The organism is Pseudomonas sp. ACN5, from assembly GCF_002303975.1.
Lineage (GTDB): Bacteria > Pseudomonadota > Gammaproteobacteria > Pseudomonadales > Pseudomonadaceae > Aquipseudomonas > Aquipseudomonas laurylsulfatiphila.
Genome location: NZ_MRCP01000028.1, coordinates 1 through 23,971, shown reverse-complemented (window position 1 = coordinate 23,971; position 23,971 = coordinate 1). Strand labels below are relative to the sequence as shown.

The 23,971-nt window shown below is 63.4% G+C and carries 24 protein-coding genes and 2 pseudogenes; 12 read left to right on the top strand and 14 right to left on the bottom strand.

All coding sequences use genetic code 11. The features are described from left to right. The first annotated feature begins 90 nt into the window (after positions 1–90). A complete protein-coding gene (gene metE / locus BSF40_RS30640) occupies positions 91–2,379 on the top strand; it encodes a 5-methyltetrahydropteroyltriglutamate--homocysteine S-methyltransferase (RefSeq protein ID WP_095968176.1) in 2,289 nt (762 codons plus the stop codon). A 137-nt stretch (positions 2,380–2,516) separates the two neighbouring features. Here the strand turns inward: metE and BSF40_RS30630 are convergent, their stop codons facing one another. The 9 genes and pseudogenes from BSF40_RS30630 to BSF40_RS33345 all read right to left on the bottom strand — a co-directional run. After that, entirely contained in the window at positions 2,517–3,188 is a 672-nt protein-coding gene (locus BSF40_RS30630) for a bifunctional 2-polyprenyl-6-hydroxyphenol methylase/3-demethylubiquinol 3-O-methyltransferase UbiG (protein ID WP_095968174.1), read from the bottom strand. A gap of 14 nt (positions 3,189–3,202) precedes the next feature. Next, positions 3,203–3,415 carry a DUF4287 domain-containing protein gene (locus BSF40_RS30625; protein WP_007978105.1) on the bottom strand — a complete coding sequence of 71 codons (213 nt, stop codon included), beginning with the start codon at positions 3,413–3,415 and terminating at the stop codon, positions 3,203–3,205. Between the two features lie 51 nt (positions 3,416–3,466). Further along, positions 3,467–4,018, bottom strand: a complete 552-nt coding sequence (locus tag BSF40_RS30620; protein WP_095968173.1) for a cytochrome C — start codon at positions 4,016–4,018, stop codon at positions 3,467–3,469. Positions 4,019–4,250: 232 nt separating this feature from the next. Next, positions 4,251–4,772, bottom strand: a complete 522-nt coding sequence (locus BSF40_RS30615; protein ID WP_007978110.1) for a methylamine dehydrogenase light chain — start codon at positions 4,770–4,772, stop codon at positions 4,251–4,253. Positions 4,773–4,790: 18 nt separating this feature from the next. Further along, positions 4,791–5,411: a methylamine dehydrogenase accessory protein MauD gene (gene mauD, locus BSF40_RS30610; protein ID WP_095968172.1), complete on the bottom strand. Its 621-nt coding sequence runs from the start codon at positions 5,409–5,411 to the stop codon at positions 4,791–4,793. Positions 5,412–5,416: 5 nt separating this feature from the next. After that, the gene (locus tag BSF40_RS30605) at positions 5,417–5,956 is read right to left on the bottom strand and encodes a MauE/DoxX family redox-associated membrane protein (RefSeq protein WP_095968171.1); all 540 of its coding nucleotides are present in this window, start codon (positions 5,954–5,956) and stop codon (positions 5,417–5,419) included. An 11-nt stretch (positions 5,957–5,967) separates the two neighbouring features. Further along, positions 5,968–7,116: an amine dehydrogenase large subunit gene (locus BSF40_RS30600; RefSeq protein ID WP_095968170.1), complete on the bottom strand. Its 1,149-nt coding sequence runs from the start codon at positions 7,114–7,116 to the stop codon at positions 5,968–5,970. 361 nt (positions 7,117–7,477) lie between these two features. Beyond that, positions 7,478–8,950 (bottom strand): sensor histidine kinase, encoded by a 1,473-nt coding sequence (locus tag BSF40_RS30595; RefSeq protein ID WP_095968169.1) that lies wholly within the window; start codon positions 8,948–8,950, stop codon positions 7,478–7,480. A 187-nt stretch (positions 8,951–9,137) separates the two neighbouring features. Then, a pseudogene (locus BSF40_RS33345) lies at positions 9,138–9,215 on the bottom strand (outer membrane lipoprotein carrier protein LolA); the annotation flags it as partial. Between the two features lie 69 nt (positions 9,216–9,284). Between BSF40_RS33345 and BSF40_RS30590 the strand changes: the two are divergent. From BSF40_RS30590 to feaR, 9 genes are all read left to right on the top strand, one after another. Further along, positions 9,285–10,454: an acyl-CoA dehydrogenase family protein gene (locus BSF40_RS30590; protein WP_095968168.1), complete on the top strand. Its 1,170-nt coding sequence runs from the start codon at positions 9,285–9,287 to the stop codon at positions 10,452–10,454. A 31-nt stretch (positions 10,455–10,485) separates the two neighbouring features. Then, a complete protein-coding gene (locus BSF40_RS30585; protein ID WP_007978123.1) occupies positions 10,486–10,857 on the top strand; it encodes a hypothetical protein in 372 nt (123 codons plus the stop codon). Positions 10,858–10,860: 3 nt separating this feature from the next. After that, entirely contained in the window at positions 10,861–11,346 is a 486-nt protein-coding gene (locus BSF40_RS30580; RefSeq protein WP_095968167.1) for a nuclear transport factor 2 family protein, read from the top strand. Continuing rightward, positions 11,343–12,467 (top strand): amidase, encoded by a 1,125-nt coding sequence (locus BSF40_RS30575; protein ID WP_095968166.1) that lies wholly within the window; start codon positions 11,343–11,345, stop codon positions 12,465–12,467. Before BSF40_RS30580 ends, BSF40_RS30575 begins: the two co-directional genes overlap by 4 nt. 23 nt (positions 12,468–12,490) lie before the next feature. Then, positions 12,491–13,774 carry a Rieske 2Fe-2S domain-containing protein gene (locus tag BSF40_RS30570; RefSeq protein WP_095968165.1) on the top strand — a complete coding sequence of 428 codons (1,284 nt, stop codon included), beginning with the start codon at positions 12,491–12,493 and terminating at the stop codon, positions 13,772–13,774. Next, positions 13,771–14,271, top strand: a complete 501-nt coding sequence (locus tag BSF40_RS30565; RefSeq protein WP_095968164.1) for an aromatic-ring-hydroxylating dioxygenase subunit beta — start codon at positions 13,771–13,773, stop codon at positions 14,269–14,271. The genes BSF40_RS30570 and BSF40_RS30565 overlap by 4 nt, the downstream gene beginning before the upstream one ends. Positions 14,272–14,281: 10 nt before the next feature. After that, entirely contained in the window at positions 14,282–15,022 is a 741-nt protein-coding gene (locus BSF40_RS30560) for an SDR family NAD(P)-dependent oxidoreductase (protein WP_095968163.1), read from the top strand. A gap of 160 nt (positions 15,023–15,182) precedes the next feature. After that, positions 15,183–16,133, top strand: a complete 951-nt coding sequence (locus BSF40_RS30555; protein ID WP_095968162.1) for a PDR/VanB family oxidoreductase — start codon at positions 15,183–15,185, stop codon at positions 16,131–16,133. A gap of 154 nt (positions 16,134–16,287) precedes the next feature. Then, complete coding sequence (gene feaR / locus BSF40_RS30550) at positions 16,288–17,208, top strand: transcriptional regulator FeaR (RefSeq protein WP_095968161.1); 921 nt, start codon at positions 16,288–16,290, stop codon at positions 17,206–17,208. 195 nt (positions 17,209–17,403) lie between these two features. Here the strand turns inward: feaR and BSF40_RS30545 are convergent, their stop codons facing one another. Continuing rightward, positions 17,404–18,033, bottom strand: coding sequence for a response regulator transcription factor (locus BSF40_RS30545; RefSeq protein WP_007978139.1), 630 nt, complete (start codon positions 18,031–18,033; stop codon positions 17,404–17,406). A gap of 260 nt (positions 18,034–18,293) precedes the next feature. Between BSF40_RS30545 and hpaC the strand changes: the two genes are divergently transcribed. Together hpaC and BSF40_RS30535 are read left to right on the top strand one after the other, a co-directional pair. Further along, a complete protein-coding gene (gene hpaC / locus BSF40_RS30540) occupies positions 18,294–18,806 on the top strand; it encodes a 4-hydroxyphenylacetate 3-monooxygenase, reductase component (protein WP_095968160.1) in 513 nt (170 codons plus the stop codon). Between the two features lie 477 nt (positions 18,807–19,283). After that, on the top strand, positions 19,284–19,586 hold the full coding sequence (locus tag BSF40_RS30535) for a DUF6124 family protein (protein WP_095968159.1): 303 nt from the start codon (positions 19,284–19,286) through the stop codon (positions 19,584–19,586). A 194-nt stretch (positions 19,587–19,780) separates the two neighbouring features. Here BSF40_RS30535 and BSF40_RS30525 read toward each other — a convergent pair whose 3' ends face one another. The 4 genes and pseudogenes from BSF40_RS30525 to BSF40_RS33340 all read right to left on the bottom strand — a co-directional run. Next, a complete protein-coding gene (locus tag BSF40_RS30525; RefSeq protein WP_095968158.1) occupies positions 19,781–20,797 on the bottom strand; it encodes a phosphotransferase enzyme family protein in 1,017 nt (338 codons plus the stop codon). A 9-nt stretch (positions 20,798–20,806) separates the two neighbouring features. Next, the gene (locus BSF40_RS30520) at positions 20,807–22,087 is read right to left on the bottom strand and encodes an aspartate aminotransferase family protein (RefSeq protein WP_007978154.1); all 1,281 of its coding nucleotides are present in this window, start codon (positions 22,085–22,087) and stop codon (positions 20,807–20,809) included. Next, positions 22,080–23,393, bottom strand: a complete 1,314-nt coding sequence (locus BSF40_RS30515) for an amino acid permease (RefSeq protein ID WP_095968157.1) — start codon at positions 23,391–23,393, stop codon at positions 22,080–22,082. Before BSF40_RS30515 ends, BSF40_RS30520 begins: the two co-directional genes overlap by 8 nt. Positions 23,394–23,875: 482 nt before the next feature. After that, a pseudogene (locus BSF40_RS33340) lies at positions 23,876–23,971 on the bottom strand (IS110 family transposase); the annotation flags it as partial.

Sequence of the window (23,971 nt, the reverse complement as noted above, 5' to 3'; positions counted from 1 at the left end):
AACTCGTGATCATCACGATTTAAATGAGTTTGTCTCACTAGGGCTCAACTACCGACAATGACGCCATCTACCACATGGAGTTTTATTGTCATGGCATTGGCCCATTCCCTTGGATTTCCGCGCATCGGCCGCGACCGTGAACTGAAAAAGGCCCAAGAAGCGTTCTGGAAGGGCGAGCTCGACGAAGCCGGTCTGCGCGCCGTTGGCCGTGACCTGCGCAAGACTCACTGGGACTTGCAGAAAAAGGCCGGCATCGAACTGCTGCCGGTCGGCGACTTCGCCTGGTACGACCAGGTCCTGACGCACTCATTGATGTTCGGTGTGATCCCGGAGCGTTTCCGCCCGCACGATGGCAAGGCCAGTCTGCAGACCCTGTTCGGCATGGCGCGCGGTGTGAGCGACAGCTGCTGCGGCGGCGCCCACGCCCAGGAAATGACCAAGTGGTTCGACACCAATTATCACTACCTGGTCCCGGAATTCAGCGCCGACCAACAGTTCCAGCTTGGCTGGGATCAACTGTTCGAAGAAGTCGAAGAAGCCCGGGCACTGGGGCATAACGTCAAGCCCGTCATTATCGGCCCGCTGACCTACTTGTGGCTGGGCAAGGCCAAGGGCGCCGGGTTCGACAAGCTCGAACTGCTCGAACGCCTGCTGCCGCTGTACGGCCAGATTTTCCAGCGCCTGGCGGCACAGGGCGTCGAGTGGGTGCAAATCGACGAGCCGATCCTGGTGCTCGATCTGCCTCAGGACTGGAAAAACGCCTTCGAACGCGCCTACAACCTGATCCAGCGCGACCCGCTGAAGAAGCTGGTCGCCACTTACTTCGGTGGCCTGGAAGAGAACCTGGGCCTGGCCGCCAACCTGCCGGTCGACGGTCTGCACATCGATCTGGTGCGTGCGCCTGAACAGTACCCGACCATTCTCGACCGCCTGCCGGCCTATAAAGTGCTGTCGCTGGGTGTGGTCAACGGCCGTAACGTCTGGCGCTGCGACCTGGAAAACGCCCTGGCCACCCTGCAGCACGCTCACGAACGCCTGGGCGATCGCCTGTGGGTCGCGCCGTCCTGCTCGCTGCTGCACAGCCCGGTTGATCTGGGCCGCGAAGACCAGCTCGATGCCGAGCTGAAAAGCTGGCTGGCGTTTGCCGTGCAGAAGTGTGAAGAAGTCGCGCTGCTGGCTCAGGCGGTCAACGAGGCCGAAGCGCCGAACGTGCTCCAAGCGCTGAGCCAAAGTCGCGCCGTTCAGGCTGCCCGTGCTGCATCGCCACGCATCCACAAGCCGGCTGTCCAGGCCCGTGTCGCCGCGATCACCGCCAGGGACAGCCAGCGTCATTCGCTGTTTGCCCAACGTATCGCCAAGCAGCGCGCAGGCCTGAACCTGCCACTGTTCCCGACCACCACCATTGGTTCGTTCCCGCAAACCGCGTCGATCCGTCTGGCGCGCCAGTCGTTCAAGCAAGGCAAGCTGACCGAGGCCGAATACACCGAAGCGATGCACAGCGAGATTCGCCACGCCGTGCAAGTGCAGGAATGCCTGGGCCTGGACGTGCTGGTGCACGGTGAAGCCGAGCGCAACGACATGGTCGAATACTTCGCCGAGCAACTCGACGGCTATGCGTTCACGCGTTTTGGCTGGGTGCAGAGCTACGGTTCGCGCTGCGTGAAACCGGCGGTGATCTTCGGCGACCTGAGCCGCCCGAAAGCCATGACCGTGGAGTGGATCCGCTACGCCCAAGGCCTCACCGACAAAGTGATGAAGGGCATGCTGACCGGTCCTGTGACCATGCTGATGTGGTCGTTCCCCCGTGAAGACGTCAGCCGCGAAGTGCAGGCCCGTCAACTGGCCCTGGCCATTCGCGATGAGGTCGTGGACCTGGAAGCCGCCGGGATCAGGATCGTGCAGATCGACGAAGCGGCGTTCCGCGAAGGCTTGCCGTTGCGCCAGGCGCAGTGGCAGCACTACCTGGACTGGGCGACCGAAGCGTTCCGCCTGTGCGCCTCGGGTGTGCGGGACGAAACCCAGATCCACACCCACATGTGCTACAGCGAGTTCAACGATGTGATCGAGTCCATCGCCGCCATGGATGCCGACGTGATCACCATCGAAACCTCGCGCTCGGACATGGAGTTGCTGGACGCGTTCGAAGCCTTCGCCTACCCGAACGACATCGGCCCCGGCGTGTACGACATCCACTCGCCACGGGTGCCGGACGCCTCGGAAATGGCCAACCTGCTGCGCAAGGCCGCCAGGCGCATTCCCGCCGAACGCCTGTGGGTCAACCCGGACTGCGGCCTGAAAACCCGCGGCTGGCCGGAAACCGAAGCGGCGCTGGTGCACATGGTCAACGCTGCGCGTCAGTTGCGTAAAGAATGGGCCTGACGCTTTGCTGGATGCACCACTGAACCCTGTGGGAGCGGGCTTGCTCGCGAAGGCGGAGTGTCAGGCGACATCGATGTCGAATGTGCCGGCCTCTTCGCGAGCAAGCCCGCTCCCACAGGGGGCGCGGTGCCGCGCTCCTACAGCCGCCGCTCGGCCACCAACAGCAACGACTGCGGCACCGGGCTTTGCGGGTGCTGCGGTTCCTGCAAGCCGGCCAGTACGAAACCGGCCATGTCCAGCGCGTTGAGCCAACTGGACAGGGTGCGGAAGTACCACGGCATGGGCTGCCACTGGCCCTTGAATCCGGCAAAGGTCTCTTCCCGCCAGCCATCCTGATAGTCGCCCGCCGCAGCGGACCACGGGTGCAGCGTCTGGATCACCAGCGCGCCGCCAGGGGCGAGCAGGCTGTTCATGGCGCCGAGCAGGGGGATGATGTCCTGATGCAGCAGGGCGAAGTTGGCGCAGATCAGGTTGTAGTCGCGGCCGATGTCGACGGCTGCCTCTGCCAGCTGTTCATAGCTCGCCAGATGCACCGGTGCAGCGCCCGCCGCCCGCGCCGCTTCCACCAGCGTCGCATCGCCATCCACACCGACCGCCTCGATGGCCCGGTCCGTCAGTGCACGCAACAGCCAGCCTTCGCCGCAACCCAGGTCGAGCACACGCTCGGGCTGGCGTCCCAGCACGGCCAGCAGGATGGCCTGGTCGGTGACCTTCAGACGGCTTTCGATGGTGCCCGTGCGGATGGCGTCGATCCAGGCCCGGGCATTGTGGTGCCAGCTGTCGAGGAGGGTGGATTCGGGGGCGGGCATGGCGTTGTCCGGCGCTAGGTGGCCGTTGCCAAATGATAGGCAACCAGCGCGTTGGCGTGGCCATGCCCCATGCCGTGTTCGGTCTTGAGCCAGGCCACCAGTTCCATGTGTTTCTTGTCGCTGAGGGTTTTAAGCAGGTCCAGCCAATGGCTGATCGGCTGCCCATACTTCTTCTCGATTGACGGGAAGTACGAAGCCGGTCCTTTGGGTTTTGTCTCTTCGGTCACGATGCAAACTCCCTTTTCGCTTTGGTGGGGTCGAAAGCAGCACCGGTTACGTTACTGATTTGCCGTCGGCGAGTCCATCGTTCCTGCGGTCATCCCGTCATCGATCGCGATGCCCCGGGCGCGCAAGGCTTTGATCAACTCGCTACGGGTGCCGGGCAGGTTGAGCATGGTCCGGGTACGCAGCGCCGCGACTTCTTCGGCGGTGTAAGGCTGATAGTCGGCCGGCAGGCTTTCGCCCGCCATGCCGTCTTTACGCATCAGCCAGTTGAGCAAGTCCGCCAGTTGCGCGTTGTTCAGCGCCGACTGCGACATGCCCGGCACCCGCACGAGGAATTCGCGGCCGCCCGGTACCTTCAGGAAGTTACCGACAAAGCCTTTCATCCGGGGCGTGTCGTTCGCGGCGGAGCCCGTGCCGTCGCCCAGGTGGCAACCGGCACATTGCAGTTGATAGTTGACGCCGACGCCGTACCCGGCCTGGGCAATCGGTTTTTGAACCTCTTCGTTGCCCGGCGCATGGCTCTGCGCCGGGTCGGGAATAGCCCGGGCGAATGCGAGCGGGGCGCTCAGGGCGCAGACGACTCCGAGCAATATCAACCTACGCATGAAACAGACCTCCGCTGATGACCGGTTTGGCACCTGCATGTAGGAGCGAGCTTGCTCGCGAAGATCTCAAGGGCGACGCGTTAAACCAGGTAGCCCGCGTTATCGTTGACGTCCTTCGCGAGCAAGCTCGCTCCTACAGGTACACACACACACACAAAGCAGTAAAAAAAATGAAAAGCAGCCACAGAAAAAAAACCGCCGATTGCCCGAGCAACCGGCGGAAAGTGCGCGTTTAGACGGCGACGCCGCGGATTACCGAAACGGTGCAGTGGTAGATGTGCGATTTGGCGGCCAGGCACCAGTTCACATCGTTGTTGTTGAACGGGCGGTAAGCCGGTTCTTCACTGTCGTTACGGGTACAGGCGCACTGGGCGCAGCTTTGCTTACCGCAGCAGTCGTTGTAGGAAATGATGTAGTCCTTGCCATCGGCCGGGTTGCGGCAGGTGCCGATCCAGGTCACTTGCGAGGCTTCGGTGCCTGGTGGGCAGGAGGTCACCGAACCGCCGCAGCAGCTGCACAGAAAACCGTCGATGGAGCAGTAGCGCCAGTAGTCGCAGCTGTTTGGATCGCCCGGATCGCCAGCCTGCGCCGGCTCGGCGGCCAGGGCCTTGCTGGTACGGTCCAGCGGCAGCAGCAAGGGCAGGGCGGCACCGGCCACCATCAGCGAGCCCATGCGCGACAGCAATTTGCGGCGCGAAGTGGTGTCGGCCACGCGGCGGGTCGAGCGCTCGAACAACAGATCCAGCAGTTTCATAAAGGTCTCCCTGCCTTATCAGTGGCTATGGCCGTGGCTGTGGTCGTGGGTGTGGGGTTGGGCATTGAGGTACTGCTGCAGCGTGGCGTGCTTGAGGTGCTCGACTTCGAACAGGCTGTCCAGGTGCTCGCGGGAGTTGACCAGGCCCTTGGCGCGCAGGGTGCCGGCCTTGTCGATCAGCGCGGCGTACGGCAGCTTGCCGATCTGGTAGGTCATGCCCACTTGCGGGCCGACCACGTAGGTGGCGTCTTCGAGTTTGTGTTCGCGGATCAGCGCTTGCTGGGCGTCCATGTCGCCATCGCTGACGAACACCACGTCCAGACTGCCCGCTTGTTCCCTGGCGATGGATTTGATCGCCGGCAGCAACGACTTGCAGATCGGGCAGGTCGGCGAGAGGAAGAACAGCAATTGCGATTTTTCACCGGCATAACCGAAGTTCACCGGGCGACCGTGACGATCGCTGGCAGTGATCTGCGGCGCGGGTTCATTGACCGCCACGCCTTTGTCGACCATCAGCGCACCGGCCGGGGCCAGACGCCCGTGCAGCACGCCAATCTGCCGCACCAGGCCCATGACGACAAACGCCACGGCCACCAGCAGCACCCAGAGCAGAACGTTGGAAACAATCAAGCCTTCCATTTCGATTACCTACCAATCAATTTGAGCAGAAGAGGGGAGTTCGCCAGCAAGCCATCGGCCGCGGCGTAGATGAGCAACGCGACCGCGGCGGCGGCCAGGGTCACGAAACCATCGAACAGGTTGAGGTCGCGAACCGCCGGCGCCACGCTGGCCACCAGCGCAAGCAGCACCAGTGCGCTGTTGCGCGCCAGCAGGACCGGGCGCAGCGGTTGTGCCTGGTCGGGGCCGGCGCAACCGCAGTCGATGTCCGCGCGACCGCGCCACAGGTTGATTCCGATGGCGGCGGCGTACAGCGCCAACAAGCTGGCCGCGCCTATTGCGGCGTAACCACGGCTGACCGGCACCAGCAGGGCAAAGGCGATGGCCAGTTCCAGCAGCGGCACCAGCCGTGCCGTCGGGCGCACCAGCGCCTGGGGCAGCAGTTGGTAGTCCGCCAGTTGCCGGGCGAAGCGGGCCGGCGCGCGCAACTTGTGGGTCGCGGCGCTGGCCAGCAACACCGCGATGGCAATGGCGCTGGCAATGATGAAGATCGGATCTGTGTGCATGGCCGAACCTCTCAGTAGCTCAGGACCTGAGTCGCGGTCTTCGCGACTTTCGGCATGCTGCCGGTGAGCTTGTTGGTCTTGAGATCGAAAATCTGCAAACCGCCTTCCACATCGGTGCCGAGCAACAGCGGCTTGTCGTCGCCGGTGGCCTGCATGCTCCACACCGGAACCGGGGCTTCCAGGGTCGCTACCTTTTTGTGGGTCTTGAGGTCGAACGCCCAGATCAGCGGGCTCGGGTCTTCCCACTTCATGGCTTCGTGGGCGTCGTGCATCAGCACGTACAGGCGGTCCAGCTTCGGTGCCACGGCCATCAACTGCCAGCCACCCGGTGCCCAACCGGCCTTCTTTTCTTCGTCGGTAACCAGCGACCAGGACGGCAGGATCTTCGGCGCGCTACCTGCGAAATCCACCGGGCGCACGGTGCCGGTCGTGGTGGTGAAGTAGTAGGTGTCGCCGACGTTGACCGCGCGCTCTACCAGTTTTTCCGCGTTCGGATCAAAGAACGGCGTGCGGCTGCGCGCGGTTTCCTGGCCCTGATCGTTGAGGGTCACCACTTGCAGGCTGCCGTCGCCGCACAGCGAGGCGAAGCGGCGGTTGCCGATCGGGTAGTTGAGCACGCAACCGGGAATGGCGATTTCCGTGGCAACGGCCTTGGCCTGGGTGTCGACCACAGTGACCGAGGTCGACGGCGTGAAGTTGTAGACATAGACGAACTTGTCGTCGCCACTCGGCTTGAGCGCATAACGCTGGGTCAGCGATTCGGCGCGCTTGTTCGGAATCAGCACTTCCCAGGCCGGCGACAGGGTCGAACTGTCCCATGCGGTCAGCACATCGGTACGGGTACCGCGGGTGCCGCGCGAATACCAGATGTCGGCGCTGTAGAGGGTCTTCTTGTCATGGCTGAGGGTCGACGGCGCGGCAAAACCGGTCGGCACCATGCCGAGGATGCGCTTCTGGTCCGGGTCGACCACGGTCACGCGGCCAGCGACGAAACTGTCGAACTCGACGTCGATGACAAACGCGCGGTGAGCTTCGGGTGGAAACGCCAGAACGGTCTGGCCAATCGTACCGGCGGGCAAATCCGCGCGGGCACTGTTCAAACCGAGTACAAGCAGGCTCAGGCCAAGCGCTGACTGTACGGAGATCCTGTTTGTTCGCATAAGGGGAACTTCCTGAATTGTTGGTAACGCGGATCGCGGGTGCTTTGGCAGATTTTTACCCTTTGATTCTGCCGTGCCCGGCGATCAGGAGAATTGCCCTGCCTGCCAAGTGTTTGTGTGTCTGTGCCAGTGTCATGAAACTGGCTGCACAAGGTGATAAAGCAGGGGGTTGAATGGTCTGAGAGGGGGAGGGCGACGCTGCACTTGTGGCGAGGGGGCTTGCCCCCGTTGGGTCGCGAAGCGGCCCCAGTATTTTCCAGTCACACCATGCCAGCAGGTTTTGCGGCGGCTTCGCCACCGAACGGGGGCAAGCCCCCTCGCCACAGGGTTTGTGTATGTCAGACCAGAGGAGTTGTGCTGGTCAGGCGAGGGGAAGGGAAAAGCTGAAAACAGCGCCGCACGGCGCCAGGTTTTGCGCCCAGATATCGCCACGGTGGCGGCCGATGATGTTCTTGCACAGCGCCAGGCCAATGCCATTGCCACTGACCTTGGAGGAGAAAAAGCCGTCGAACAGCTTCTCCTGCGCCTGGGTCTGGATGCCGCGACCGCAGTCTTCGATGCGCACCAGGGCCACCTCGTTGTCGCGGCTGGCATGGATACGCAACACGCGCCGTTCGGCCGGCAGGTCGGCCATTTCTTCGATGGCGTTGAAGGCCAGGTTGAGGATCACCTGGCCGATCAGCACCTTCTCGCAACTCACCATCAGCGGTTCGGGCGAGGCGATGATTTCCACGCGCACCCGGCTCGGATCGGCGCGCAGGCTGATGAAGTAGCGGGTTTCGCGCAGCAGCTCATTAAGGTCGACCCGCTGTTCGGATTGCTCCAGCTTGACCACGTAATCGCGCACGCTCTTGATGATCACCGAGGCATGCTCGATTTGCCGCACTGCGTTTTGCAAACCCCAGGCGACGCCTTGATCGGTTTCGCCGGCGTTGCCCAGGCGAATCATCGTGCCTTCAATGAAGTTGCGGGTGGCGGCCAAGGGTTGGCTCAGTTCGTGGGCGATGGCCACGGCCATTTCGCCCATGGCGTTGTAGCGCGCCAGGTACTCGAGCTTCTGCTCGCTGACCCGCCGCGCTTCCTCGGCCTGGACCTGCTCGGTGACATCGCGGAACAGCAGCAGATGGCCGACCAGATCATCCTCGATCTCGATGTAGCGGCAGGTTGCGTCATGCCAACGCCACTCGGCATCCCGGCGCTGCACCTTGTAATGCACGTTGAACGGCGCGTGCTCCGGCGTTTCATGGGCAAGTTGTTGCAGCAGGCGCTGGCCGGATGCGTCGTCGCACCAGGCCAGGAAGTTCTTGCCCATCAGCTGGTGCACTTCGCTGTTGAGCAGGTGCGCGCCGGAGTCGCTGATAAAACGGATGTCGCCCTCGGGGCCGAGCACCGCCACGCCTTCGGCCAGGTCCTGCATAAAGGCCTTGAGCCGGCTTTCGAAACGCTTGAGGTCGCGCTTGACCTTGTCCTCTTTGGAGATGTCGCGGAACTGCACCATCAACACGTCGCGACCGTCCAGGTGCACCAGGGTCGCCACCGCCTCGGACAGAATCTCCACCCCTTGCTTGGAGCGATAGCACCACTCGATGGCGCGTTGCCCGGTGCGCGCCGCGCCTTCGAGCCAGCGCAAGCCTACCGAACGTCGGTACTTCGGCGCATCGCGGGTCATGTCCGGGGCCTTGAGCGGCGTCAGTTCCTCCAGGGTAAAGCCCAGCGCCGCCAGGGCAGCGGCGTTGGCCCAGAGAATCTCCTTGGTGTGCGCGTCATGAAGAATGATGCACAGCGGCATGGCTTCGATCAGGGCAAAAAAGTCGTTCGGTTTTGGCAGGTACATCGCACGGCCCCTGGCGGCAGAGATTTGCAGTATGGCGTTTTATACCGGCTCGCACAGCGCGATGCGCTCAGAGGTAACCGGCGTGGACCTAGGGGTTTTCTTTAGCGAGGGGGCTGCACGCACCAATAGTGGCGGGCGGATGCGGTTTTTACACTGGCCTCCAATGCAAGGGCAACGACCCGACCCTTGTAGGAGCGAGCTTGCTCGCGATGAACCTGAGAGCGCCACGGGGTGCCAGGTTTCCAGCGTCATCGTTGACGACCATCGCGAGCAAGCTCGCTCCTACAAGGAGCGGTGGAGCCCTCTAACAATAATCAAAACGGAGAACTAGCCCATGCTGCGTTCAGCTGTCGCGCAACAAGACCCTGTGTCCGGCCCGGTCGTGCCAATGGTCGAGAGTCAGCTATTTGAGCAGGTGCTGGATGAGGTTCGCCAACGCCGCGAAGAATTCGACGCCGGCTCCCACGTGCCTCGGGACATGATCGAGCGCTTCAAGCAGTTGGGTATCTATCGCGCCGCCACGCCGAAATGCTACGGCGGCGACGCCCTGGCGCCGGCGCTGTTCCTGCACATGATCGAACGCATCTCCGAAGCCGACGGCTCGGCGGGCTGGGTCGCCAGCTTCGGCAGCGCCGGTGTCTACCTGGCGGCCTTGCCGCCGCAAACCCTGGCTGAAATCTACGCCCAGAGCCCGGACCTGGTGTTCGCCGGCGGGTTGTTCCCGCTGCAGCCAGCCGAGGCGGTGGAAGGCGGCTGGCAGGTCAACGGCACCTGGAAGTTCGCCAGCGGCAGCAAAGGCGCGGACCTGCTGGGTGTCGGCATCGGCGCCAGTGCGGCGGGCGGCAAACCGCGCACGGCGGTGTTCCCGGCCAGCCAGGTCGAAATCGTCGAGAACTGGGACGTGGTCGGCCTCAAGGGCACCGGCAGCCATGACCTGCGTGTCACCGACAAGTTCGTCGAGGACCGCTGGACCTTCATCCGTGGCGGGGCTGCAACCATCGACGAACCGCTGTTCCGCTACCCGTCGATCGCCTACGCCGCGCAAGTGCTGGCCGTGGTCAACCTCGGCCTGGCCCGTGCAGCGCTGGATGAAATCAGTCGCATGGCCGGGGCCGGCGGCATTACCGGTGCGCCGAAAATGGCCGACCGCGCTTACGTGCGCATCGAGATCGCCAAGGCCGAAGCCAAGCTGATGGCCGCACGGGGGTTCTTCTACAACGCCACCGAGCAGGTGTGGAACTCGATCCTGGCCGGCAACCCGGTCACGCCGGAGCAGACCAGCCTGCTGCGTCTGTCGGCGATCCATGTCTCCCAGGCGGGTGCCGAGGTGGTGCAGAGCGCCTACAGCCTGGCCGGGACCACCGCCATTTACCTGCGTCATCCGCTGCAACGCTACCTGCGTGACTCGATGGTGGTGACCCAGCACGCCTTCCTCAGCGAAGGGCTGTACGACGGCGCCGGCTCGGTGTTCCTCGGCGTACCGCCGTTCCCGGGCTACATCTGATTTTTCATTACTTTTTTCAAGGATCAACAGCATGTCCCAAGCTACCCAGGAACCGTTGCGCGTCGTCTTCTGCATCGGCATCACCCAGAACTTTTTCGACTTGCCCACCGGCGAAGGCCTGAGCGTGTGGAAGGGCTTCAGCCAGATGATGGGCTCCCTCGGTGCCATGCCCGGCATCACCGTGCTTGGAGCCATGGACGACGACCGCCTGATGGTCGGCCCGTCGACTACCTCACCCTGGACCGTGTACATCATGGCCGACGTCGACTGCCACCAGTCGGTGATCGACGCCTGCAACCTGTTTCGTACCACGCCGGTGGGCGAGTACAGCCTGTGGCGCTACGCCAAGGTCGAAGCGCGCATCGGTCGCCCGCTGACCATCCCTGACGCGGCCAGGGTGTAAGCCATGAACGAGGCCTTGCTGCAGCGTCTTCAGACGCTCGAAGGGGAAAGCGCGGTGCGCCGCCTGATGGCGCGCTACATGGACCTGTGCGATGTGCCGAGGGCGCTTACCCATGTCAGCGAATTGGCTGAGCTGTTCTGCATCGATGCGATCTGGGAAGGCGTCGGCAGCCAGACCGCGCAGACCTTCGGCCAACACCGTGGGCGTGATGCCGTGGCAGCGTTTGTCGGCAGCTATTTGCCGCCGTCCGAGCACTTTCGGCTGAACCTGCATTACCTCACCAGCGAGTCGATCAGCGTCGACGGCAGCACGGCGCAAGGGCAGTGGATCATGCAGCAGATCTCCACCTACGCCGATGGTCGCAGCGAGCTGTTCGGCACGCGGCTGAACATCGATTTCCGCTGCGTCGACGGCACCTGGCTGATCGCCCATTTCCGCACGAAACGGCTGTTCAACACGGAGCTCTTCACCTTGGGAGCGGGCACATGAGTACGTTCATCAGCGAATTCCTCCTCGGTGGCAACGGCAAGCGCGTCGCCATCAAGGACTCCATCGACATCGCCGGCCACCCGACCCGCTCGGGCAGCCGTGCCTTCGCCGATGCACCTGCTGCCACGAAAAACGCCGCAGTGGTTGACGCGATCCTCGACGCCGGCTGGCAGATCGTCGGCAAGACCAACCTGCATGAACTGGCCTTTGGCGTCACCGGCATCAACGACTGGACCGGCACACCGGTGAACCCGCAGGCGCCGGACCGGGTGCCGGGCGGTTCCTCCAGCGGCTCGGCCTCGGCTGTCGCCGCCGGCCTGGCGGACATCGCCATCGGCACCGACACCGGAGGTTCGGTGCGGGTGCCGGCGGCGTGCTGCGGTATCGCCGGGCTCAAGCCGACCTATGGCCGTGTCAGCCGTATCGGTGCGCATCCGCTGGAGTCCAGCCTCGATTGCGTCGGGCCGTTCGCCAGGTCCATGGACGATCTGATCGCCGCCATGCAGGTGATTTGCCCAGGCTTTGGCGTGCAGGGACTGCCCGCAGACGGCGCGAAAGTCGGCTTCCTCGACGTGGCCTGTGACGCGCACCTGCAAGCCAGTCTCGGTGCCGCTGCCGACCGCGCCGGATGGCGTCGCAGCCACCTGCACCTGAGCGAATTCGAAGCCGCGTTCGCCGCCGGCCTGACCGTGATCAATTTTGAAAACTGGGCCGCGTTCGGTCATCTCACCGGCAAAGGCCTGATCGGCGCCGATGTCGAGACACGCCTGTTGGCGGCCAGCCGTACTACGCGTGAAGAGCTCGCAGAGGCAGAGGCCGTGCGCAGGCGTTTCACCCAACAGGTGGATGCGGCGCTGGAAGACTTTGCCGTGTTGCTGTTGCCGACGCTGCCGACCTTGCCGCCAACCCTCAGCGAAGCCCGCGCCGGCAGCAAGGCCGTGGCTGGCATGACCCCACTGGTGCGGCCTTTCAACCTCAGCGGCCACCCGGCGCTGACGGTGCCGGTGGAACTCGATTGCGGCGGATTGAAAGTCGGCCTGCAAATCGTCGGCCGCAAAGGTCAGGACGAGCTGGTCTGCGCCTTTGGTGCGCAACTTCAAGCCTCTACAACCCAAATCTGAAAAGAAGCCATGAGGAGAACCGCATGAGCACTCATGAATACCGGCTGATCGCAACGTCGAAAAGCCCCGAAGACCTGGTCAGTCACGACCGCGTCGACGTCTCGCTGTACAACGACCCGGCGCTGTTCGAAGCCGAGCTGGCAAAGATTTTCTACCGCACCTGGGTGTGGGTGGCCCACGAAAGCGAGGTGCGCAACTCAGGCGACTTCAAGACCGCCACCATCGGCCGTCGCCCGGTGATCGTCGTGCGCGACAAGAAGAACACCATCAACGTCCTGGAAAACCGTTGCCGGCACCGTGGCGCCACCGTGTGCGAGAAGCACAAGGGCAACGCCACCGGTTTCACCTGCCCGTACCACAGCTGGTCCTATGGCCTGGACGGCAAGCTGCGGGCGCTGCCGTATCCGGACGGTTACGAAGGCATCCTGGAGAAGTCCGAACTGCCGCTGACCAGCCTGCGCGTCGAAAGCTACGCCGGCATGGTCTTCGCCAGCTACAACGACGAGATCGAACCGCTGGAAGACTTCCTCGGCGGCGCCAGACACTGGATGGACCTGTTCATGAAGCAGGGCGCCGGCTACCCGATCAAGACCCAGGGTGAACACAAGTTCAGCTTCAAGGGCAACTGGAAGATCCAGCTGGAAAACACCACCGACGGTTATCACTTCCCGATCGTGCACAAGTCGTTCATGTCGTCGGTGGACGAAGAAACCTCGGAAATGCTCTCGTTCATGACCGACGAACAAGCCGTGACCCACTCCCTGGGCAACGGCCACAGCGTGATGGTGATGGTGCCGGAGCACGTCGACCTGGATCACGACGACGGCACCGAACAGTTGCAGGAACGCTTCGCCCACGTCACCGAAGAGCTGTCGAAAACCCTGCCGGCCGATCAGGTGCGTCGCATCGTGCGTTCGCTGCACGGCGCCGGTTTCAACCTGAACCTGTTCCCCAACGTGGCGATGTCGATGTCGTTCTTCCGCGTGCTGCGTCCGGTGTCGGTCACCGAAACCGAGATCCGTCACGTGGCTCTCGGCATGGACGGCGGCCCGGAAATCGCCAACCGCGAACGCATGCGCATCCACGAACACTTCCAGGGCCCGTTCGGTTTCGGCAGCCCTGACGATGCCGAAGCCTGGGACCGCGTGCAGCGCGGCTCGTATGCCGGCGTCGACGCGCCGATCCTGGTCAACCGCGGCCTGAACCGCGAAATCACCGCTGAAAACGGCGACAAGGTCAGCCACGCCACCGACGAAGGCGGCATGCGCGGTGCCTACGACATGTGGAAAAGGATGATGAGCCAATGAGCAATCACGACACCCTGAACGGTTTTGCAGGTCCCCTGGCCCAGGCCATCGAATTCATCTGGCGCGAAGCCGAGCTGCTCGACCACAAGCACTATGCCGAATGGGCGACCCTGTGGAGCGACAGCGGCAAGTACATCGTGCCGATCGACCCGGATACCGAAGATTTCGAAGCGACCCTCAATTACGCCTACGACGATGCACGCATGCGTGCCCTGCGCATCGAACGCCTGAGCGCCGGCTTCTCGCCGTCGGCGGTGGACGCGGCGAAAACCATTCGCACCGTCTCGCGTTTCCGTCTGGTGGAAGCGGCCGGTGACATCGTCGAAGTGAATTCCGCGCAGTTGCTGTACGCCTACAAGCGCGGCGTGCACACGCCATTCGTGGCCGAGCTGAACCACCGCATCCGCTTCACCGACGGCGTGCCGGCCCTGGAACGCAAGGTGGTGCGCCTGATCAACTCCACCGACAGCCTGAGCGCGCTCGGCTTCCTTTTATGAGGGCACCCACATGAGTCGAGTAGCCCTTGTAACGGGTGCTTCGCGCGGGCTGGGCGAGTGCATCGCCCGCCGTCTGCATGCGGCAGGTTATCGCGTCGCCCTGGCGGATGTGCGCCTCGACGGCGTGCAGCAACTGGCTTTGCAACTCGATGGCAGCGGCGCCAGCGCCATGGCCATCGAGCTGGATGTGCGCAGCAAGGCCGACTTCCAGCGTGCCCGCGACCTGCTCGCCGGGCAGTGGGGCGGCACCGACATTCTGGTGAACAACGCCGGCGTGTCGAAAGTCGCGGCGCTGATGGAGATCACGCCAGAAGAGTTCGACGAGTCGATGGCGATCAACCTGCGCGGCACCTTCGTGGCCTGCCAGGTGTTCGGTGCGCACTTTGCCGAGCGTGGCTTCGGGCGCATCGTCAACATCGCGTCGCTGGCCGGGCAAAACGGCGGCACCGCCACCGGCGCGCACTACGCGGCGGCCAAGGGCGGCGTGGCGACCCTGACCAAGGTCTTCGCCCGTGAACTGGCGCCGCAAGGGGTGACGGTCAACAGCATCTCGCCGGGTCCGCTGGACTTGCCGGTGGTCCGCGAAACCGTGGCGCCGGAGCGTCTGGAGCAGATCCTGAAAATGATCCCGGCCGGCACCCTCGGCGATCCAGCGTTCATCGCCGACAGCGTGTTGCTGCTGATCGCCGACAACGCCGCCTCCGTAACGGGCGCGTGCTGGGACATCAACGGCGGCTTGTTCATGCGCTGACTTCATGGCCGGAAAATGATCCTTGTAGGAGCGAGCTTGCTCGCGATGGTGTGTCAGTCGACACCGATGTAACTGAAAGTCCATCGCGAGCAAGCTCGCTCCTACAAGGTCTGGATCTGGCCGTAGTGTTAAACCCAACCAAGTGTATTCAGGTGATGCAATGATGAAGGTGAAGATCGAAAGGATCGTCGACGAAGCGCTGGATATCCGCTCCTTTCGCCTCGTGCGCAGTGACGGCCAGCCGCTCGACACCTATGAACCGGGTGCCCACGTCGACCTGACCGGGCCGACCGGGGTGACCCGCCAGTATTCGCTGTGCAGCCCGCCGCAGGATCGCCGTGCCTACCTGGTGGCGGTGAAGAAAGAAGCGCAGTCGCGCGGCGGTTCGCTGGCGTTGCACGAGCAGGTCGAAGAGGGCATGGAGCTGGAAATGGGCGCGCCGCGCAACCTGTTCCGTCTCGATGAAAGTGCCAGTGAACACCTGCTGTTCGCCGCCGGTATCGGTGTCACGCCGCTGCTGAGCATGGCCTACAAACTGGCGGAAAGCGGCCAGCCGTATCGCCTGCATTATTTCGCCCGTTCGGCGCAGTACGCCGCGTTTACCGAGCTGTTGGCGACCCGTTTTGCCGACCACGTGGAGTTTCACTACGGCGTGGAGCCCGCGGATCTCGACGCAGCGTTGAGTGAATGCCTGGAGCGTGCCGGCAGCGCCGCCCACGTCTACACCTGCGGCCCGGCACCCTTCATGAACACAGTGGTGGCAGTGGCTTCGCGCAGTCGTCCGGATGAGGCCATTCACCTCGAACACTTCGCGGCGGACCCGGCGGCCAACAGCGCCCCGGCCGGCGGTTTCGAAGTGGAGCTGGCCAGTTCCGGCGTGGTGCTGCACGTGCCGGCCGACGCCAGCCTGGTCGACGTGCTGCAGGCCCATGGTTGCGACATCGACACCGAATGCCGCGAAGGCATTTGCGGCACCTGCATCGTCGAGGTGCTGGACGGCGTACCGGAACACCGCGACAACTGCCTGTCGAACAAGGAAAAGGCGTCCAACAAGCAGATCTGCGCCTGTGTGTCACGGGCGCTTTCCGCTCGTCTGGTATTGGACATTTAAGCCTCGGGAAGGCTGGAAAGCATGCGCCGGAGACTGTTGAATGGGCGCCCGGCGGCCGTCGAGGGAGGCGATGGCTACAGAAACAACGGTTTGACGAACCGCTCGATGAAGCGGTCGAAAAAAAATAACAACAAAAACGTGAGGCTTTGCGGACATGATTACAGCATCGACGGTGCGCAACGAGGCGTTCGAAAGTTGGTTGAGCCAGGTGAACCAGGCCTGCGGGCGTTTCGACGCACGGGCGCTGGACACGGATTTCTACGGCGAACTGGCGGAATTCCGCAGCGGTGCGATCAACCTCAGTGTGGTCGACATGGCGCACGTGCATTTGTATCGCACCAGCAAGGACGTCAGCACCAGCAGCGACGGCCACTACTACGCCGTGTTCCAGATGCGTGGCAGTTCACAGCTGGAGCAGGGCGACAACCGCGCGCAACTGGGATGTGGCGACATCGCGCTGATCGACGCCAGCCGTCCGAGCGACATGACCTACCACGGCGATTGCCGACAGCTGTCGCTGATTCTTCCGCGCCAGGTGGTCGAGCGTGGTTCGCACTTCAATGCCGTCAACTGCGCCACGCGCATCGCGGCCAGCAGTCCGCTGGCGGCGATGGCCAACAAGCTGGTGCTGGAGACACGCCAGCAGGAAGGGCTGGACATGCAGGAAAGCGAGGCCGTGCTCGATGCCCTGGCCAGTTTGTTGCTGCCGGGTATCAGTGCCCGTGACAGCGCTGCCGATCCCCATGAGCGGCAGTTCCGCAAGATCATCGCGTTCATCGACACACACCTCAGCGACGAGGAACTGTGCCCCGAGTTGATCGCCCGTGAAGTCGGGATTTCCGTGCGCGGCCTGTACCGGATGTTCTCCAAGCGCGGGCTGGTGGTGGCGCAGTACATCAAGCATCGTCGCCTGGACTTCTGCGCCGAAAACCTGCGCCGCGCCGATGTCGAGCAGAAGCTGTCGGCGCTGTGTTATGCGTGGGGCTTCTCGGATTCGAGCTACTTCTCGTCGGCCTTCAAATCGCGCTTCGGCGTGTCACCAGGGGCTTATCGCAAGCGCTATAGCCAGATCTGACACCCGCGATTGATGTTGAATGTGCCGGCCTCTTCGCGAGCAAGCCCGCTCCCACATTGAGTCTTCGGTGAACACAAAGTCTGTGTCCGGCCGAGGTCAACCTGTGGGAGCGGGCTTGCTCGCGAAAGCGGTGTGTCAGTCACCATCGATGTTGAATGTACCCGCAATGGCGGCCTGACGTCGATTAGAGGAGGGTCAGTGCCGCACCGGCTCATCCACCGGCAAATGCAGCACCTCGCGCACCAGCATGGCGATGCTGGTCACGCCCATCTTTTCCTTGATCTTGGTGCGGTGCACGTCAACGGTCTTCACGCTGATGTTCAGCTCCCGCGCGATCACCTTGCTGGCCTTGCCATCGATCACCAGCATCAGCACTTCCCGTTCACGGCTGGTCAGCAACGCCAGTTTGCCCTGCAGGTTCTGACGCTGTTGCTGATCGGCCTGGGCGTGCACGGCGGTCTTCAGCGCGGCCTGGATGCGGTCGATCATCTGTTGCGGGTTGTAGGGCTTCTCGACGAAGTCCAGCGCGCCGTTCTTCATCGCCGTGACCGACATCGGAATGTCGCCATGGGCCGAGACGAAGATGGTCGGCAAGGTGCTGCCGCGCTGGTTGAGGATTTCCTGCAACTGGAAACCGCTGGTCTCCGGCATGCGCACGTCGAGCACCAGGCAGGCGGGCTGCCTGGGGTCGTACTGGCTGAGGAACTCTTCGGCGCCGGCAAAGCACTGCGCCTGCACGCTGACCGACTCCAGCAACCACGCCAGGGAAGTGCGCAGGTCCTTGTCGTCGTCAACGATATAAACAATCGGTTTGCGGGTTTCCATCGGAGGCTGCCACGAAAGTTTTCTAATTATTGTTTTCGCACGCGAACGCGCGGCACGCATCGGCTCGTCTTTCTGGAGCCAGTCATCAGAATACCCACTGTGGACGGCCCTTGCGATAAAGAAACCACCTAGTCGACTAGCGGAAACCCAACCTCGCCATGGGGATCGTCAGAATGGTTGTGCCGCGCCCGCAGCCTTAGTCTTGTTCCATCACCTACGGGCCGCAAGATGGCGGTCCTCCTGAAGGAAGGGGCATCGACATGGCCGACCTGAGCCAGCAGCAAATCGATTTTCGCAACGCCATGGCGCAGCTGCCTGCGGCGGTGAACATCATCACCACCAACGGCCCCGGCGGGCGCTGCGGCATCACCGCCAGCGCCGTGTGCTCGGTGACCGACTCGCCGCCCACCGTGCTGGTGTGCGTCAACCGCAACAGCGCCACCCACGACGTGTTCCGCACCAACGGCCACTTGTGCGTCAACGTGCTGTGCGGCGAGCAGGAAGAACTGGCCCGGCACTTCGCCGGCATGACGAAGGTGCCGATGGCCGAGCGTTTCGCCTGGGACCTGTGGGACGACGGCGCGGCCGACGTGCCGGTGCTGCGCGATGCCCTGGTGCAATTGGAAGGGCGGATCAGCGAGTGCAAGGAAGTGGGCTCGCACTCGGTGATGTTTGTGGAACTGACGAAGGTCGGGGTGCGGGAACCGCGTGACAGCCTGGTGTATTTCAACCGCTTGTTCCATCGCCTGGAGCATGTCGGCGCGCATTGCTGATAGACCGCGTTATCGTTCAATCGCGAGCAAGCTCGCTCCCACAGTGGATTTGAGTCGAACACAGATGTTGCGTTCGCTGAAAGTCCCTGTGGGAGCGAGCTTGCTCGCGATGGCGGTGCCAGTTTGGAATGCTTGTTTAACGGCTGTAGGAGTAACTTCCTGCAAGCTACAACACCTTGCGGCATTGCCTACAGGTACGCCAGAATCCGCCGGCTTGTGCGTCTTGGAGGCCATCGGTAACTTGGTCCGCATCACTGATTTCCAGTGATCGGGTTTAGCAGCCCGTGGTGACACGAGGCGCATTGGCAGTCCAAACAGTCAGGTATTCCCCATCCCTGCACTTGACGGCAGCTGTGCGCAGGGCGCCTTCGGGCGCGCCGGTTTAGTGTCTCCCCGGTCTGCTAACCTGCGTACAGCCGCCACCCTACATTCGTTTAGCAGCGAATCGGTGACGGCTCCAGTTCTGGAGACCGAACGATGTTGAAGGTTACCCCTGATCCACCGCAAGACGACGCTTGTCCCAACCCGGCCCTGCACATCATGGCCACCCCGCACAAACCCTCCACACTGTTCACCATCAAACCCGACATCGACACCGAAACCCTGCTGGCCCACGCCTGCGAATCGCTGGCCTCGGCGAGTGTCATGGCCAATGACCTGGCGGGCTTCCTGGAAGGCACGCACCGCAACACCCTGCTGGGCATCGCGCAAGTGATCATGCTGGGGGAGTTGGCGGTGAATCGGGCGCTGGACAGGCTGGATTCACCGGAATCTGCCTAACGCCGCTGACCCTGTGGGAGCGGCGGTGCGGCGATCCGACTTGCTCGCGAAAGCGGTGTGTCAGTCAACATTGATGTTGGAAGTGATGGCCTCTTCGCGGGCAAGCCCGCTCCCACAGTGGATTTTTGGCGTACTCACTTCTTGTGTTCACGGAAGATCCCTGTGGGAGCGAGCTTGCTCGCGATGGCGGTCTATCAGACCTGCAAATATTCTCGAGCCAACCAGCAAGCCCGCTCAATCAGCATCGGCGCCATTTCAATCGCTGTCGGCGTGCCCTGGCGGGTGTGAATCCAGCCCAGGTACGTGGTGCCGCGCAGCATCAGGAACAGCGCCAGGGTCTTGCGATCAGCCTCGGTCAGCGGCTTGACCGCGTGGTAGCCGTCGAGCAGCGCGGTCTTGATCTGATCAAAGCGCGGGTCATCCAGGCAGAAGTACAGCGCAGTGGCCAACTCGAACATGTGCCAGCCAAACCCGGCATCGTCGAAGTCGATCAGGCGCAGGCGCGGGCCTTCGATCAGCAGGTTCTCGGGCACCAGGTCGGCGTGGATCATGCCGAAGTTGCCCAGGTGCCGGCCGTACTGGCGCAAGTCCTTGCGCGCCGTGCGCCGGGCCTGTTGCAGCAGCTCCCGCTGCTCATCGCTGAGCTGTTCCAGCTCCCAGAAGCGCCCCCAGAACGGATTGGCGCCGATCAGGCCTTCTTCATCCCAGGCGTGCCGGACAAACTCGTCCGGCTGCTGCCAGTGCGCCGAATGCAGGTGAATGCGCGCGGCAATCGCGCCGGCCTCACGGAACAGAAAATCGATTTCGGTATCGGCCTGCACCCCGTTCTCCGAGGTGCCGGCGGTGGCGCCCGGCAGCCAGGCGAGCATGTCGATGTGGCGCGGCTCGCCGATGGCTTGATGGGTGACTTCGACCAGGTGGCTTTGATTCTGCGCACGGATGATTTGCGGCACGGTGATGCCGGCGCCGGCCAGTGCCTCCATCCATTGCAGCTCGGAACGCAGCGCGGCTTCGCCGTGATAGCCATTGCGGTGGATGCGCAAGGCGACCCGCTGGCCATCGTGGCGGTGGGCGGAGAACACCGCGTTCTCGCGAAACTTCACCAGTTCAATGTCGGCGAACTCGCCGTCCCACTGTTGCAGGGCATGGCGCGCCAGTTCGTGCAGGCGGGCCACTTGCTGGTCGTGTGGCAGGGTGTGGAATTCAGTCATGGCAGGGCCTCAAATCGCGCTCAGGGCGTGGTCCAGGGTGTCGACAAACAGGTCGGCGTGATCGCGGCCGAACACCAGCGGCGGGCGTAGCTTCAGAATGTTGTCGCCGGCGCCGATCTTGCTGATCAGCACGCCGTTCTCGCGCATGTCGTTGACCACCTTGCGCGCCTCCAGGCCGGCCGGCTCCTTGCTGGCGTGGTCGCGCACCAGTTCCATGGCGAAGAACAGGCCCTTGCCGCGCACGTCGCCGATGATCGAGTGCCTGGCGGCCAGCGCCTGCAGGCGTTGTTGCACGTAAGCGCCGACGTCTTGCGCGTTTTTCAGCAGTTGCTGTTGCTCGATCACGTCCAGCACCGCCATGCCGACCGCCGCCGCCACGGGCGAGCCACCGAAGGTGTTGAAGTACATCGCATGGCGACCGAAGGATTCGACCAGGGCCTTGTGGGTGATCAAGCCGGCCAGTGGATAGCCGTTACCCATGGGTTTGCCGAGGGTGACGATGTCCGGCACCACACCGTGGGCCTGATGACCCCACAGGTGATCACCGGTACGGCCGAAGCCGGACTGCACTTCGTCGGCGATGAACAGACCGCCGGCGGCGCGGATCAGCGCGGCGGCCTTGTTGACGAAACTGGCCGGCACCCGTGGCAGGCCTTCGTTGGCGAACAGGGTGTCGATCAGCAACGCGGCCGGGCGAATGCCCTGGGCTTGCATCGAGGCGATCGCGGCGGCGATGTTGGCCGCGTATTGCTCGGCCAGTTGCGCCTCGGTGGTGCCGGCCGGTGCCCGGTACAGGCACGGAATCGGCACGGCGCGGGCATGGGCGGCGAAGGGTTCCGGCGAGGGCAGGGCGGTGGTGACTTGCGCCAGCGACGCCGAGTTGCCGTGGTAGTTGTAGTCACTGACGATGATGCCGGTGCCGCCACTGGCAAAGCGTGCCAGACGTAAGGCCAGCTCATTGGCCTCGCTGCCGGTGCAGGTGAACATCGCGGTGTCCAGCGGCTCGCCGAAGGTCGCGGTCAGGCGTTCGGCGTAGCGCACCACTTGTTCATCCAGGTAACGGGTGTGGATGTTCAGCGTGGTGGCCTGGCGGTGCATGGCCTCGGTCACGTGAGGGTTGCAGTGACCGACGCAGGGCACGTTGTTGTAGACGTCGAGGTAGCGACGACCGTCGACGTCGAACAGCCAGACACCTTCGCCGCGCACCAGGTGCAAGGGCTTGTCGTAGAACAGCGGCGAGGCGCTGCCCAGTACGCGATGACGGCGTTGCAGCAGAGTGTCTTCAGGCATGGTCCGGAACCTCAATGACGGTGGCGCGACGGTTGCGCAGCAGGTAGTTGAAAATGCACAGGCTGAAGGTCGCGGCGAGGGCGATCAGCATCAGCAGGTCGAGCTGGAAGCAGGCGGCGATCACCACCAGCGTCAGGGCCAGGCCCAGCCAGGCAACCAGTTTGCCGCCGGGCAAGGTGAAGGGCCGTGGCAGGTCAGGCTGGCGGGTCTTGATGCGCAGGTACGCGGCGAAGATGAACAGGTAGCCAACGTTGAGCAACAGCACGACCGCGAGCATTACCGTGGCCGGGTCCACTTCGGACAGCGGCAGTCCGATGGCGCCGATCAGCAACAGCGCCGGCCAGGGCGTGCCGCGTTTGCCGGTCTTGCCCAGCCATTGCGGGAACAGGCCGTCGCGGGCCATGGCGAACAACTGCCGGGACGCGGTGAACACCAGTGAAAAGAGGGTAGCGATCAAGCCGAACACCGCGCCGCAGCCAATCACCTTGGCCAGCCAGGAGCCGTCACCGAAGGCGCTGTTGCCGGACATCGCGGCGTACAGCGGATCACCTGCCGAACCCACCAGCTCGACGCCACCGGCACCGGGTGCGCAGACCAGCACCACCAGCGCCGTCACCAGCAAGGTGCCGATCGCCGCCAGAATGCCCCGTGGCATGGTGCGGCCGGGGTTGTGCGCCTCCTCGGCTGCCGAACCGGTTTGCTCGACGGTGATGAACAACCAGATCGCGAAGGGTACGCAGGCGAAGATGCCGCCGAGGCTCACGGGGGTGGCGACGTTGGCGGGCAGTTTCAGCAAGTTGGCCAGTTCGACATGGGGCGCCATGGCCACGCCAAAGGTGAGCAGGGCGACTACAGCGATGATGCCGGCAATGAAGGTCAGGCCCATGGCCTCACCGACGCCGCGCATGTGGATGCCGATGATCACCGCGAACAGGGCGATCTTCACCGGCCAGCCACCGAGGCCGAAAATCGATTCGGTATAGGCGCAAATGAACGTCGCTGCCGCCCCGGTGCCGATGGTCAGCGCCAAGGCACAGGCGACGCCGACCAGATAACCCACGAACGGCCCGAACGCACTTTGCGCATACACGAACACGCCGCCAGCGCTGGGCAACGCCGTGGACAGTTCCGCCACGCACAAGGCCAGGCCGCCGCAGAGCAGGGCCATCAACAACGTGGCGATCAGCATGTTCAGCCAGCCACCGGCCGCCAGCCCGAAGTTCCAGCCGGAAAACTGCCCGGCCACCACCAACGCAATTCCGAGGCCGGCAATCTTTGGCCAGCCCAGCGCACTTTTCTTGAGCACAGAAATCTCCCGCGACCCGAAGGCCGATTTTTTGTTTTAGTGAGATGTGGAGGGGTTCAGCGTTGCATTGCAGGGCACTTTGGAGCGGGTTGTGCCCCAGAGGTCGGCCTCGATACTACGCCGGGGGGGTGGGGCGGCAGGTGTGCGTGTGTGCCATGTCGTTGGTTGTGGGTGCCAGATGTGGGAGCGGGCTTGCTCGCGAAGGCGGAGTATCAGTCGGCAAGGATGTTGGCTGTGCGGGCCTCATCGCGAGCAGGCTCGCTCCCACAGGGGATCTGTGGTGCACCAGGCAATTGTGTGTGGCAGAAAATCCAAATGTGGGAGCGGGCTTGCTCGCGAAGGCGGGGTGTCAGGCGACGGTGATGTTGGATGTGCTGGCCTCATCGCGAGCAAGCCCGCTCCCACAGGGACCTTTGGTGAACACAGGATTTGTGTATGGCAGAAATCCATATGTGGGAGATTCTATGGTTGAGGGGAAGCCCTCAACCGGCTTTGGGTTGATATTCGCTCTGTCCTTTCAGCAGGGCGAATACGACCCGAGCAAGCTTGCGAGCCAGTATCACCAGCGCCTGAGTGGT